This window comes from Paenalcaligenes sp. Me131 (assembly GCF_050487225.1).
In the GTDB taxonomy this organism is placed as follows: Bacteria; Pseudomonadota; Gammaproteobacteria; order Burkholderiales; family Burkholderiaceae_B; genus Paenalcaligenes.
In genome coordinates this window covers 680,366-692,971 of sequence record NZ_JBKQGY010000002.1, presented here as the reverse complement: position 1 = coordinate 692,971, position 12,606 = coordinate 680,366, and the positions used below count along the sequence as shown (strand labels likewise).

13 protein-coding genes are annotated in these 12,606 nt (G+C 52.2%); 12 read left to right on the top strand and 1 reads right to left on the bottom strand.

Annotated elements, in window-relative coordinates; genetic code table 11:
• The first annotated feature begins 4 nt into the window (after positions 1-4).
• From ACLPHM_RS11340 to ACLPHM_RS11295, 10 genes are read left to right on the top strand one after another with little or no spacing between them, the layout of a single operon-like run.
• On the top strand, positions 5-1,054 hold the full coding sequence (locus ACLPHM_RS11340) for a porin (RefSeq protein ID WP_430221341.1): 1,050 nt from the start codon (positions 5-7) through the stop codon (positions 1,052-1,054).
• 46 nt (positions 1,055-1,100) lie between these two features.
• Positions 1,101-1,703: a cupin domain-containing protein gene (locus ACLPHM_RS11335; RefSeq protein ID WP_430221399.1), complete on the top strand. Its 603-nt coding sequence runs from the start codon at positions 1,101-1,103 to the stop codon at positions 1,701-1,703.
• Positions 1,704-1,726: 23 nt separating this feature from the next.
• Entirely contained in the window at positions 1,727-2,737 is a 1,011-nt protein-coding gene (locus tag ACLPHM_RS11330) for an ABC transporter substrate-binding protein (RefSeq protein ID WP_430221340.1), read from the top strand.
• Complete coding sequence (locus ACLPHM_RS11325; RefSeq protein WP_430221339.1) at positions 2,730-3,515, top strand: ABC transporter ATP-binding protein; 786 nt, start codon at positions 2,730-2,732, stop codon at positions 3,513-3,515. Before ACLPHM_RS11330 ends, ACLPHM_RS11325 begins: the two co-directional genes overlap by 8 nt.
• Positions 3,516-4,280 carry an ABC transporter permease gene (locus tag ACLPHM_RS11320; protein ID WP_430221338.1) on the top strand — a complete coding sequence of 255 codons (765 nt, stop codon included), beginning with the start codon at positions 3,516-3,518 and terminating at the stop codon, positions 4,278-4,280. It abuts the gene before it with no gap.
• A 28-nt stretch (positions 4,281-4,308) separates the two neighbouring features.
• Complete coding sequence (locus tag ACLPHM_RS11315; RefSeq protein ID WP_430221337.1) at positions 4,309-5,127, top strand: alpha/beta fold hydrolase; 819 nt, start codon at positions 4,309-4,311, stop codon at positions 5,125-5,127.
• Positions 5,124-5,918, top strand: coding sequence for an SDR family oxidoreductase (locus ACLPHM_RS11310; RefSeq protein WP_430221336.1), 795 nt, complete (start codon positions 5,124-5,126; stop codon positions 5,916-5,918). Before ACLPHM_RS11315 ends, ACLPHM_RS11310 begins: the two co-directional genes overlap by 4 nt.
• 9 nt (positions 5,919-5,927) lie before the next feature.
• Positions 5,928-6,719 carry an aspartate dehydrogenase gene (locus tag ACLPHM_RS11305; RefSeq protein WP_430221335.1) on the top strand — a complete coding sequence of 264 codons (792 nt, stop codon included), beginning with the start codon at positions 5,928-5,930 and terminating at the stop codon, positions 6,717-6,719.
• Positions 6,720-6,732: 13 nt separating this feature from the next.
• Positions 6,733-8,199, top strand: coding sequence for an aldehyde dehydrogenase (locus ACLPHM_RS11300; protein WP_430221334.1), 1,467 nt, complete (start codon positions 6,733-6,735; stop codon positions 8,197-8,199).
• On the top strand, positions 8,196-9,851 hold the full coding sequence (locus ACLPHM_RS11295) for a thiamine pyrophosphate-binding protein (protein WP_430221333.1): 1,656 nt from the start codon (positions 8,196-8,198) through the stop codon (positions 9,849-9,851). Before ACLPHM_RS11300 ends, ACLPHM_RS11295 begins: the two co-directional genes overlap by 4 nt.
• 65 nt (positions 9,852-9,916) lie before the next feature.
• Here ACLPHM_RS11295 and ACLPHM_RS11290 read toward each other — a convergent pair whose 3' ends face one another.
• Entirely contained in the window at positions 9,917-10,954 is a 1,038-nt protein-coding gene (locus tag ACLPHM_RS11290; protein WP_430221332.1) for an ornithine cyclodeaminase, read from the bottom strand.
• A gap of 130 nt (positions 10,955-11,084) precedes the next feature.
• On the opposite strand from ACLPHM_RS11290, the gene ACLPHM_RS11285 reads away from it, so the two are divergent.
• Complete coding sequence (locus ACLPHM_RS11285) at positions 11,085-11,510, top strand: Lrp/AsnC family transcriptional regulator (protein ID WP_430221331.1); 426 nt, start codon at positions 11,085-11,087, stop codon at positions 11,508-11,510.
• A gap of 120 nt (positions 11,511-11,630) precedes the next feature.
• Positions 11,631-12,605, top strand: a complete 975-nt coding sequence (rocF, locus tag ACLPHM_RS11280) for an arginase (protein WP_430221330.1) — start codon at positions 11,631-11,633, stop codon at positions 12,603-12,605.
• The last annotated feature ends 1 nt before the right edge of the window (position 12,606 follow it).

Genomic DNA, 12,606 nt, shown 5'->3' with positions numbered 1-12,606 from the left:
GGGGATGAGCAAAAGACAACGAGGAGCAGTCGCCGGTGTATTGGCTATGGCATGTGCCTGGTCAGGTGCCGCACTGGCACAGCAGTCCAACGTGCAACTGTATGGGTTGCTGGACACCGGTATGCTGGCAGAAAAACGACTAGACGGTGGAAAGCGCTTTGGTGTGGTCAGTGGTATTTCTGGCCAATCACGTTTTGGCGTGCGCGGTAGCGAGGATTTAGGCAACGGGTATTCCGTGACCTTCCAATTGGAAGGCGGTTTGCTGACTACTACGGGTAGTTCTACGCAAGGCCGTTTGTTTGGTCGACAAGCAACCTTGGGGCTAAAAGGAGGTTTTGGTGAGCTGAAAATGGGCCGTCAAACCGTCTTTGGTTACTCCTGGACTCCATTTATTGCCAGCCCCTTTGGTGTGGCATGGTCGGGTAACTCCATTGGTTCTACCTTCGGCTATAAAAGCGGTGATTTCGGTGCGGATGGCCGTTTGAGCAACGCCTTCACCTACCAAACCCCTATCGTGGGTGGTTTTGAGGCTGGTGTGGGTTACAGCTTCTCTACTGCAGACGAACAGTCCTTCGGTGCATCCAACAACAACCGTGTGTTGACAGCAGGTTTGCGTTACACCAATGGTCCGTTGAAAGCAGCGCTGACCTACGAACGTTTGGATCCTATTAAAGACAGTAATAAACGCAAAGCCCAGAACTATCAGTTCGCGTTGTCCTACGACTTCGGCATGGTGCGTTTGTTCAGTGGCTATAACGAGCAGCGCAATATCAACCTGAACCCAGCGCCTGGCTATGTAGAAACTGGTAGAGATAAAGACCGTGCTTTCACTGTAGGTGCATCGATTCCTACCGGTAAAAGTGGCTCGATCATGCTGAGCTACCAGCGCGCCATGATGTCGAACAACGGCGGTTTTGCCGCAGGTTACCGTTATCAACTTTCTAAACGCACCAACGTTTACGTCATGGGTAACGTGTACAGCGTGCGTAACCACTTTATTGATGAGAACCAGCACAAACACCAGTTTGGTGTAGGTCTGCAGCACTCATTTTGATTGATCTGATGTTATTGAAGTAGAAAAAGGAAAAGCCATGAGTGATATGACAACTGAAAAAGTCGTACCGATTCCCGATCAGAAATCTCCCCTGTTTGCCAGCTGGAAACGTCCACAAGACAAAAGCCTGCAAGAGTGGATTGAGTCACGCATTGCACGCCGTAAAACCCGTCAGTACGACTGGAACGCACTGGGTTGGCAAGCAGAAGTGAACCCAACTTACCGTCGTGCGCAAACGCGTTACGTGGGTACAGGTGCTGCGGGTGTGACCCATGATGACAACGTCATTCCGGCTGAGCATTTCACTTTTTCTACGATGATTTTGCCGGCTGGCTGTGAAGGCCCGCTGCACGTACACCACGACGTAGAAGAAGCTTTTTTCATTTTACGTGGCGACAGTATCCGTCTGTTCTTAGAATATAACGGTGAGCGTTGCGAGGTGGTGCTGAACGAACGCGATGTAATTTCTGTGCCACCAGGTGTGTACCGCGGCTTGCGTAATGAAGGCCAAGAAGAGTCTTTGATGTGCGTAATGTTGGGCGCTAACCGCCCAGATCTGCCTGATTATCCAGAAGATCACCCGCTGACTGCCGCCAAAAAGCTGCGTATGCAGGCTAAGGCCGCCGCGCAAAACAATCAGTCTAAATAAGTCCTATCCAGGAGACATCCCATATGAACCGCAGAAAATTTCTGGTTTATAGTGCCGGCGCAATAGGGGCGATGAGCTTACCCCTGACGTCTAGTGTTGCATTTGCCAAGGCGACGGGTACATACACATATCTCACTCCTTTCACGCTGTCGTTGGCGTTTGCCCCCGTGTTGTACGCCAGTGCATCCGGTGATTACGACAAACTGGGCGTGAACGTCAAAGTTGAAGTAGGTCGTGGTGCAGGCCAAGCAATCCAATTGGTTGCGGCTAAACAAGTAGAGGCAGGCCGTACTGGCGGTGCTAACTATTTGGCGACGCGTGCTCAAGACAACTCTGATGTATTGGCCTTTGCTACCGTGTCACAGATTTCACCTTTTGTGGTGATCTCATCCGAAAGCCACCCTATACGCGATGTAAAAGAGCTAGAAGGAAAAGTGGTGGGTGTGGCGTCGTTTGGCGGCTCTATGGAAGCCACACTGAATTTGATGCTGGCTAAAGCTGGGGTGAATCCTGAATCCGTACGTCGCGAACGCGTGGCTGATGGCCCAGCGTCATTTGCGATGGTAGAAGCCGGTCGTATTGCTGCATTCTTTGGTAACGCCAGTACTGTATCTCGCCTGCGTGCTGAAAACCTGCCATTGGTGTCCATGCATGTGGATGATGGTGTGCCAGGTCAGGTGTACGTAGCCCGTGAAGAAGACTTGGAAGCTAACCGTGAGCAGCACGTGGCCTTCTTGCAAGGCGCACGCAATGCCATTTTGGCCATGGCCGATATGGATGATGCACAGTTGCTGGAAGTGATTCGCACCATTGCGCGTCGCTACGATGTACCGGGTATTGAAAAAGAAGATATTGCGCTGAGCGACCTGAAAGGGAACCGCGAGTTGTGGTTGGCGCATGGCAAAGAAAATGTACTGCGTAACGTACCTGAACAGTGGGAAGAAGCAACTCAGCTGTTACAGGGAGCAGGTCTGATGAAGGCAACCTCCAGACAGCTTTACACCAATGCAATCTGGGAGTCTACCGTTGTCTGAGTTCGTAAAAACCTCGCCATCTGACGCACAGCCTATAGTTCGTTTTGACAATGTCTCTAAGCATTTCGAGACACCTACAGGCACCACCATCGCGTTGCAAAGTATCAATCAGCACATCATGGCTGGTGAGTTTGTGGCGGTGATTGGGCCTTCAGGCTGCGGTAAGTCCACGTTGTTGCGTTTGTTGTGTGGTTTGGAGCAGCCCACCTCGGGAGAGGTGAGCTGGCCTTCCAGCGCCGATAAAAGCACACCCGATATTGGGGTGGCATTCCAAGAACACCGCTTGCTGCCATGGATGAATATCCAGAAAAACATCTTGCTGCCAACGCTGATGCAAAAAGGTCGTTACAGCGCTGAAGATGAAAAACGTGCGCTGTTGCTGTGCGAGATGGTGGGTTTGAAAGGTTTTGAAAGCAGACGCCCCGCCGAGCTGTCTGGCGGTATGCGTCAACGTGCGTCGTTTGCGCGTGCGCTGTTTTCACAGCCAAGTTTGTTATTGCTGGATGAGCCATTCGGGGCATTGGATGCGTTGACCCGAGAAAAAATCATCGCCGATGCAGAGCGTATTTGGATGGACCAAAAATTTGGTGCGTTCTTGATTACGCACTCTATCAGTGAGGCCGTGCATTTGGCCGATAGAGTCATTGTGATGTCTGCGCGCCCAGGGCGTGTAGTGGCAGAAATTCCTATTACGCTGGAGCGTCCACGTACGAACTTTCTGGGTGATCCAGAGTTTGCCCGTTTATGTGATGAGCTGCGTCAGCATCTGGAGTTGTAAGTGAATCGTTTTCTTATTCAATTGATTTCCGTGCTGGTGTTTTTCCTGCTGTGGAAAGGGTATGTCGTTGCGTTCGAGGTGTCTCCGTTGGTGTTGCCACCACCTGAAGACGTGTTGCACGCTTTAGTACGACTGATGCAGCGTGATGACACCTACTACCATATCTACACCACGCTGGTGGAGTGTTTGGGTGGTTTCTGTATCGCTGTGATCGTGGGTACTATCCTCGGCCAGTTGCTGGGTAGAGTGGCTCTTCTGGACACCATTTTCAAACCTTTCGTGATTGCGTTGCAATTGACGCCTAAAGTGGCGCTGATTCCGCTGTTCATCTTGTGGTTTGGCTTTGGTATTGAGTCCAAAATCATTATTTCTGCCTTGTTAGGTTTCTTCCCAGTGTTCTCCAACAGTTACTTGGGTGCGAAGTCCGTCGATAAAGGCATGGTAGAAGTGTTTCAGGTGGGTAAGGCGAGCACCTGGCAACGTTTCAAACTGCTGGTGATTCCTTCTTCGTTGCCGTACATCCTGACCGGGATGGAAATGGCGATTGTGTTGGCCATTATTGGTGCTGTGGTGTCAGAGTTCGTGGCGGGTTCACGTGGTCTGGGGTATTTGGCCACCATCAAGCTGCAAGATTTGGAAGTAGACACTTTGTTTGCGGTAGTGATCTTGTTGGCCATGATTGGTTTCGTGCTGTATTTCGCAGTGGGTTCATTACGCAAAGTTGTGATTCCATGGCACGAGTCAGCACAAAGCACCAAGAAATAAGTCATTGCACGAGCGTAGGAGGCAAAACATGTCACACAGTACGATGCGCCAGACTGCATGCGGTTTAGCGTACTGGGACAACGGGGTGCAGCAGGGCAATACCTATGTGTTGCTGCACGGTATTAGTTCGGGTGCGGGGTTGTGGGCCAAGCAGTTTGCCAGCCAAGCCGGTCAGCACCGACTGATAGCGTGGGATGCGCCAGGCTACGGTGGCAGTGTTGCCTTAGCTTCGGCCACCCCAACGGCCGCCGATTACGCTCGTGCCTTAAAAGCGTTAGTTGATGAAGCCGAGTTAGGTACGTTTACCTTGGTAGGGCATTCGTTGGGGGCATTGATGGCGAGTGCGTATGCCTCGTTGTACCCAGAGGATGTGTCGCGTTTGGTATTGGCGAGTGTGGCGCAAGGCTATGGCCAAACCACAGCCGAGCAACAGCAACAAGTCTACGAGAAGCGACCACGCTTATTGGCCAAGCTAGGGCCAGAAGGCATGGCACGCGAACGTGGGCCATTTTTGTTGGGGCAGCCTACGCCGTCCAACATGATGCTGGTGACGCAAGCCATGCAGCGGTTAACACTAGGTGGTTTTACGGCGGCGTCTTACCTGTTGGCCTATGACAGCATTGACTATTACCTACCGGCGATACACCAAGCAATAGACGTCCTTTACGGTGAAGATGACGGCATTACGCCGCCAGCCGGTATGCAAGCGCTGCAACAGCGTTATGCGCAAATCAGCTTACATGCCGTGCAAGAAGCGGGGCATTTGCTGTACGTGGATCAGCCACAGGCTTTTGATCAGTTGGTGTTTGGTCAAACGCAGCAGGGCAACAAGGAGAACAACACATGAGTTTTCAGGTAAGCGGCAAAGTCGCTGTGGTGACTGGGGGCTCTGCAGGTATTGGGCTGGAAACAGTACGGCTATTACTTGAACAAGGGGCAAACGTAGCGTGGTGTGGTAGAGATGCCGCGAGACTACAAGATTCGTGGCATGCAATGGCGGCTTCATTTGAGCCAGACCGTCTGCACATTCAGTGTTGCGACGTGTTGGATGCCACAGCGGTGAAAAGTTTTATTGACGATGTGGCACAGCGTTTTGGTGGTCTAGATATGCTGATCAACAATGCGGGCCAAGGCAAAGTCGCTAATTTTGAAGACACTACTGACGACGAGTGGATGACCGAGGTGCAACTGAAGTACTTCAGTGTCTTAAACCCTGTACGGGCGGCATTGCCGTATTTGCGTCAGTCGTCCATTGCCTCTATTGCCAATGTTAATTCGCTATTGGCGTATAAACCTGAGCCGCACATGATTGCGACCTCGGCAGCCAGAGCAGGGTTGCTGAATCTGAGCAAAGGCTTATCCAAAGAGTTTGTGGGTGCAGGTATACGCGTGAATTCTATTCTGATTGGCATGGTGGAATCCGGTCAGTGGCAGCGCCGTTACCAAGACCGTTCAGACCCTGATCAAAGTTGGGAAGATTGGTTGGCAGGTATTGCACGTAAGCGCGGTATCCCGATGGCACGTTTGGGCAAGCCTATAGAGGCAGCGCGTGCGTTGGTGTTCTTGGCTTCACCGTTATCCTCGTATACAACGGGGTCGGTGATTGATGTGTCTGGCGGGTTTAGTCAGGAAATTTAGGGCAGAACAATGAAGAAAGTTGCGTTTATAGGCTATGGGGCGATGGCAAAAACAGTACATGCACTGTTGCCGGAGTCTATTCAGTTGGCGTGGGTGGTCGTCACCGAAGCCGGTATCGCTGCGACACAGCAAGAGTTGGGTGCTGAGGTACAGGTAGTGAGTAGCGTGGATGCCATTACGGGTACGCCAGATTTGGTGTTAGAGATGGCAGGCCAGCCTGGTTTGAAAGCCCATGCCAAAGCTGTTTTGCAGCGCAAATTACCGCTGGCGGTAATTTCGGTGGGTGCATTTGCCGATGGCGAGTTTGAGCAAGACATACGTGCCTTTGCCAGCGCACAGGGTGCGCAACTGCAAATCTTGCCGGGAGCCATTGCCGGCATAGATGGTATTGCCGCCGCGCGCACCATGGGGCTAGATAAAGTGGTGTATCAGGGCCGTAAACAGCCAGCTAGCTGGAAGGGTAGTTATGCCGAACAGTTGGTGGATTTGGATGCGCTCACCGAAGCGACGGTGTTTTTCCGTGGCTCGGCGCGTGAAGCCGCACAACGATTTCCTGCCAATGCCAACGTGGCAGCGACCATTGCATTAGCAGGCGTGGGTATGGATAAAACAGAGGTAGAACTTATCGCTGATCCTGCCATGACGCGCAACCAACACCGCATCCGCGCCGAAGGGGCTTTTGGCGAGATGCAAATAGAGATGCAGGGGGTGGCGTTGGCCAGCAACCCTAAAACCTCTACCTTGGCGGCACTGAGTGTGGTGCGCGCTTGCTATCAATTGGGTGACGCCCTAGTCATCTAGGCGGAGAACAAACATGAAAGCATTATTTTTGGCCGGCCAATGGCGGCAAGGCCGGGGGACAGCTGCGCGCAGCATTTTCCCCGCAGACGGTAGCGTGAACGCTGAGTTCTCCACAGCCAGTGTGGATGATGTGAACGAGGCTATTCAAGCGGCACATCAGGCATGGCAGGACCAGCTGTGGCGTAGCAGCTTACCGGTAGAGCGTGCTCGCGTACTGTACAAAGTGGCGGAACTGATAGAAAAAAATGCAGCCGAATTGGCCGCATTGCAAACACGCGATAACGGCAAACCCTTGGCGGAAACACGTGGCTTGGTGATGAGCGCTGCGTCTACCGCACGTTACACCGCTGCCTGTTTGGAAACCTTGGATACCGAACTGACCAATGCTCGTTCACGCGAATGGCTGACCATGAGTGTGCACGAACCCTTGGGTGTGGTGGCGGCTATTACGCCATGGAATTCGCCCATTGCATCTGAAATGCAGAAGTTGGCGCCGGCGTTAGCTGCGGGTAATGCCGTGATTCTGAAACCGGCTGAAGCCACGTCCTTAATCGCGTTGGAATTGGCGCGATTGTTTGAAGAGGCTGGTTTGCCTAAAGGCTTGTTAAGCGTACTGCCAGGCAAAGGTTCGGTAGTGGGTAATGCGATTGTGCAGCATTCCTTGGTGAAGAAGATTTCGTTCACTGGTGGTACGAATACGGGTCGTCAATTGGCGCATATTGCCGCAGAGCGTTTGATTGGGACGTCGCTGGAATTAGGCGGCAAATCGCCCACCATAGTATTCGCGGATGCCGATCTGGATTTAGCGGTAAATGGCGTGATTTACGGTATTTTCAGCTCGTCAGGCCAAGCTTGTATTGCAGGTGCACGTTTGTTTGTGCACGCCAGCGTCTACGACAGCTTCATGCAGCGTTTGGTCGCTAAGACACAAGCCTTGCGCGTGGGGCATCCTGAGCATGCCAGCACCCAGGTGGGTCCATTGATTGACGAAAAGCACCTGAATTCCGTAGACGCTTATGTGCGTAAAGCCGAGGCAGAAGGCGGGCAGATTCTTGCGGGTGGCCATAGGCTAACAGAAGGTGAGTTGGCACAGGGCACCTATTACGCACCTACCATTATTGCGGGGTTGCACAACCACGCTACCGTTTGCCAAGAAGAAATCTTTGGCCCGGTCTTGGTGGTACTGCCATTTGAAGATGAGCAAGACTTACTGCAGCAAGCCAATGACAGTGTGTATGGGTTGGCGGCTGGTATTTGGACTGAAAACTACCGCAAAGCATGGCAACTGGCTAGGGCGCTAGAGGTAGGCACAGTCTGGATCAACACCTACAAGAAGTTTTCCATTTCTACGCCGTTTGGTGGGTTCAAAGAAAGTGGTGTGGGTAGAGAAAAAGGCCGACTGAGCATTTTGTCTTACATGCAGCAAAAAAGTATTTATATGGGGCTGAGTTCACAGCCTGATCCGTGGTGCGAAGGATGAGAGAAGCAGAGATGACAGAAACCATTACCGTGGGTGAAGCAATTGCCCGTGTATTAGAGATCCATCAGGTACGTAATGTGTACGGTGTGATTTCCATCCACAACTTGCCTATTGCTGATGCTCTAGGTCGCCGCAATACGGTGCAGTTTGTGTGTGCCCGAGGCGAAGCTGGCAGCGTCACCATGGCCGATGCCGAATCCCGTTTTACGGGCTTAGGTGTGGCCTTAACCAGCACTGGTGCAGGGGCAGGTAATGCCGTAGGGTCGTTGATCGAGGCCTACAACGCTGCTAGTCCAGTACTGCATTTAACGGGTCAGGTAGAGCGCGAGTATTTGGATAGAGACGCCAGTTTCATCCACGAAGCCAAAGATCAATTGGGTTTCTTGCGTGCGTCTAGCAAAGCCGCGTACCGCATTAGTAGCCCAGAAAATGCTGTAGGCATGATTCAGGAAGCCATTCGTGTGGCCACCACGGTGCCTATGGGGCCAGTGAGTGTAGAAATCCCTATTGATGTGCAAGCTGCCAAGATTGCGTGGCCTATGTCTTTAGAGCCTGTTGCACCACTACAGTTACCCGCGTTGCAAGAGAAGGATAGAATCCGTTTGGCGTCGGCCTTGAAAGCTGCTAAGCGTCCTATGTTGTGGATAGGTGGAGGCACCTTACAAGCAGGGGAAGCGGTACGTCAGTTGGCCGATATGGGTATCCCGGTGGTGTCGTCTACGCATGCGCGCGGTGTGCTGCCAGATAGCCATCCACGTAGTCTGGCGGCCTTCCATAATGCAGCAGAAGTAGAAACGCTGTTGGCAGAGGCTGATTTGGTGTTGGTGGTAGGCTCGCGCTTACGCAGTAACGAGACCAAAACCTATTCCATCCGTTTCCCAGAAAACACCATTCAGATTGATGCCAACCCTGCAGCACAACAGCGTAACTACGCCATAGGTCAATTTGTGTGTGCCGATGCGAACGAAGCATTAACGGCGCTGGTGGCAGACCTGCAAGGCCATAGTTTTGTGGATGCAGACTACGATGCCGCTATTGCACAGGCACGAACAGCAGCGGTGGCGCAGTTAACAGAGCAATTGGGTCCTTACGCTGAATTGTGTTTTGCCTTACGCGCCGCGTTGCCGGAAGACGGTATTTTGGTGCGTGATATCACCATGTCTGGCAGTACGTGGGGCAGCCGTTTGTTCCCCGTCGAAGCGCCATTGCGCAACATCCATTCCTTAGCGGGTGCTATTGGTTTGGGGTTGGCTCATGCGATTGGTACTGCCAAAGCGAATCCCGACAAAAAAGTGGTCGCGTTGGTGGGTGACGGTGGCTTGATGTTGGGCATAGGAGAAATGGCCACCATGGTGCAAGAGCAAAGCAACTTGGTCTTGCTGGTGATGAACGATGGCGGTTACGGTGTGATGCGCGGCATTCAGAAGCGCTACTTTGATGACCGACAGTACTACAATGAATTGCACACCCCTAGCTACCGCGATGTGGGTAGTGCCATGGGCTGCCAAAGCCATTTGGTGTCGTCATTAGACGAGTTCAAAACGGTGATGCAGCAAGCGATTGCGCATCAAGGCCCATCGGTAGTGGAAGTGGATATGAACAGTATTGGCCCACTGAACTTTGCAGGCCCACCACAGAAAAAACTGTACTAACAGTGTTCCCTAAAGGGAGGCACGCCGCGCAATGCCGTGCCTCCCTTGCTACGTTCCTGCCCACGTTAAATCGGTTGTTTTTCCACGCAACCTAACAGTTCCCCAAACAGATTTTTGGGGTTCTGTAGATCAGGCACCAACTCAATAGTCTCGCCCAAACCGTGTTGCTGTGCGTATTCCTGCATCAGGCGCAAAGCAGTGTAGTCTTCTAGCGCGAAACCTACGGAATCAAATACCGTAATTTCTTCATTGCTGTGGCGACCAGTTTGCTCGCCTGCCAGCACTTTCCACAGTAGCTTCACAGGGTAGTCGGCGGGCATATGCTGAATCTCGCCTTCTATACGTGACTGCTCTTCAAACTCTACAAAGGTAGTGGCACTGAGTAACACATCGGTGGCTAATTCTGTTTTGCCTGGGCAGTCGCCACCAACGGCATTAATGTGCATGCCGGGTTCCAGCATGTGTTTTTCTAGAATGATGGCGTTGGTTTTGTCGGCGGTAACGGTAGTGACAATGTCAGCCCCTGTTACCGCTTCGGCAGTGCTATGGCACACGGTGGTGCGTAGGCCCGAGATGGCTGATAGGTTTTGCACTAATTTTTGGGTGGCGGCGGGGTCTACATCGTATAAACGCAGCTCATCAATGCCCAGCAGATAGTGGAACGCCAGCGCTTGAAATTCGCTTTGGGAGCCATTGCCTATCAGCGCCATGGTGCGAGAGTTGGGTCTGGCCAGTGTTCTAGCCGCCAAGACAGACGTGGCTGCCGTGCGCAGGGCTGTGGTTAGTGTGAGTTCGCTGAGCACAATGGGCTTACCTGTTAATACCTCAGCCAGCGCACCAAAAGCCATGACCGTAGGTAAGCCCAGCTTTGGGTTGCCAGGGTGGCCGTTCACATATTTGAAGGCATACAGCGAGTCATCGGCAACGGGCATCAACTCAATGACCCCTACGGATGAGTGTGTCGCCACGCGGGCAGTTTTATCAAACTCTTCCCAGCGTAGAAAATCATCGCGTAGGCAGGACTCTAGTTTGCCCAACACGGCAGCGAGGCCGACTTGCTGAACAATATGGCGTATATCGTGTGGGCGTAAGAGAATAGTCATGTTTGGCTCCGTTGTGATTACTGTTTTATTCATTATTGAAAAACGGCTGCCTAATTCATAGCGACAATATTTTATAAAAAACGCTATATTTCTAGCAAAGTGGCAGAGAAGATTAGCGAAAAGGCAGAATATGGATGATTTAGACCGAAAAATCTTAGCCTTGCTGCGTGCCGATGCAAGGCTTTCCGTGGCGACATTGGCAAAGAAATTGGATGTGTCGCGCGGCACAATCAGCAACCGTATTACCAAGCTAGAACGTGATGGTGTGATCTTGGGGTATTCCGTACGTGTACGCCCCGATTCGCAGCCCGAGCGCATTGTGGCGTGGATCAGCATTGCGGTAGAAGGGCACGAAACCCCACGTATTATTCAACTGCTGACGGGTGAAACCGCCATCGTGGCATTGCACGACACCAATGGTCGCTGGGATTTGTTGGCCGAGTTATCGGTGTCAGACTTAAATGAACTGGGCGATGTGTTGGGGCGTATACGATTAATCAGAGGTATATCGGCCACCGAAACCAGCATCCATTTGAATACGCTAAAGCTGAATTAGCATAATGATAAAAACAGCTAATCAAACTGCTAAATTTATGGCGTTTTGTGCATAGTTTTGTGCATTTACATTGAATGCGTGGCGGGCGACACTGGTGCTACTGAATGTTGAGGTGAGCGCATGAATCATAACGAGCAAAAATCCCCCCTAAATGCGGTGCATTTAATCGGTGTACCTTCCGATAGCGGCGCAGGTAGGTTAGGTGCTGCGATGGGGCCAGACGCGTTGCGTGTGGCCGGTTTGCAGCCAGCTTTGCAGGGCATGGGGTTGTCGGTGTCAGATCGTGGCAACTTAGCAGGGCCGCCGAATCTACGCACTGAGCGCGATCCTGCGCATGCTGGCCTACGTAACTTCGACACCAATTTGCTCTGGAACCAACGCGTGCACGACGCTGTGTTTCAAAGTTTAGAAGCGGGTCAGTTGCCCATCATGATGGGCGGCGATCATGCGTTTGCGTTGGGGTCCATCAGTGCGGTTGCGCGTCACTGCCGTCAGGCAGGCAAAACCTTGCGTGTGCTGTGGTTAGACGCACATGCAGACTGCAATACGCCAGAAAGCTCACCCAGCGGTAATGTGCACGGTATTCCTGTGGCGAGCTTATGTGGGTTGGGGCCAGAGGCTTTCATCTCATTAGGAGGCCATACACCTGCCGTACAACCTCGCGAGCTGTGTCTGATAGGGCTGCGCAGTGTGGATGACCAAGAAAAGCGTATTTTGGATTCCCTGCATATAGAAGCCTACGACATGCGTGCGATAGATGAGCTGGGTATGCGCGAAGTCATGCAACGAGCCTTACGAGGCTTAGATGGGCCAGACGCCGAATCTATACATTTACACGTGAGTTTTGATGTGGATTTTTTAGACCCCAGCATTGCGCCCGGTACAGGTACCACGGTGCGTGGCGGCCCCGATTACCGCGAGGCTCAGTTGTGCATGGAAATGATCGCCGACACGGGTTTGTTGAGTTCGTTGGACGTGGTTGAGCTAAATCCCGCCTTGGATAGCCATAATCAAACGGCAGAACTAGTCGTGGATTTACTGCAAAGTCTTTTTGGAAAGAGCACCTTGCTGCGTCACTCTGCGAAACCACGTTAAG

Coding starts and splice junctions, on each gene's coding strand:
- ACLPHM_RS11310 (WP_430221336.1), top strand. CDS start 5,124: ATGAGTTTTCAGGTAAGCGGCAAAGTCGCTGTGGTGACTGGGGGCTCT.
- rocF (WP_430221330.1), top strand. CDS start 11,631: ATGAATCATAACGAGCAAAAATCCCCCCTAAATGCGGTGCATTTAATC.
- ACLPHM_RS11340 (WP_430221341.1), top strand. CDS start 5: ATGAGCAAAAGACAACGAGGAGCAGTCGCCGGTGTATTGGCTATGGCA.
- ACLPHM_RS11335 (WP_430221399.1), top strand. CDS start 1,101: ATGACAACTGAAAAAGTCGTACCGATTCCCGATCAGAAATCTCCCCTG.
- ACLPHM_RS11285 (WP_430221331.1), top strand. CDS start 11,085: ATGGATGATTTAGACCGAAAAATCTTAGCCTTGCTGCGTGCCGATGCA.
- ACLPHM_RS11330 (WP_430221340.1), top strand. CDS start 1,727: ATGAACCGCAGAAAATTTCTGGTTTATAGTGCCGGCGCAATAGGGGCG.
- ACLPHM_RS11290 (WP_430221332.1), bottom strand. CDS start 10,954: ATGACTATTCTCTTACGCCCACACGATATACGCCATATTGTTCAGCAA.
- ACLPHM_RS11300 (WP_430221334.1), top strand. CDS start 6,733: ATGAAAGCATTATTTTTGGCCGGCCAATGGCGGCAAGGCCGGGGGACA.
- ACLPHM_RS11315 (WP_430221337.1), top strand. CDS start 4,309: ATGTCACACAGTACGATGCGCCAGACTGCATGCGGTTTAGCGTACTGG.
- ACLPHM_RS11295 (WP_430221333.1), top strand. CDS start 8,196: ATGAGAGAAGCAGAGATGACAGAAACCATTACCGTGGGTGAAGCAATT.
- ACLPHM_RS11305 (WP_430221335.1), top strand. CDS start 5,928: ATGAAGAAAGTTGCGTTTATAGGCTATGGGGCGATGGCAAAAACAGTA.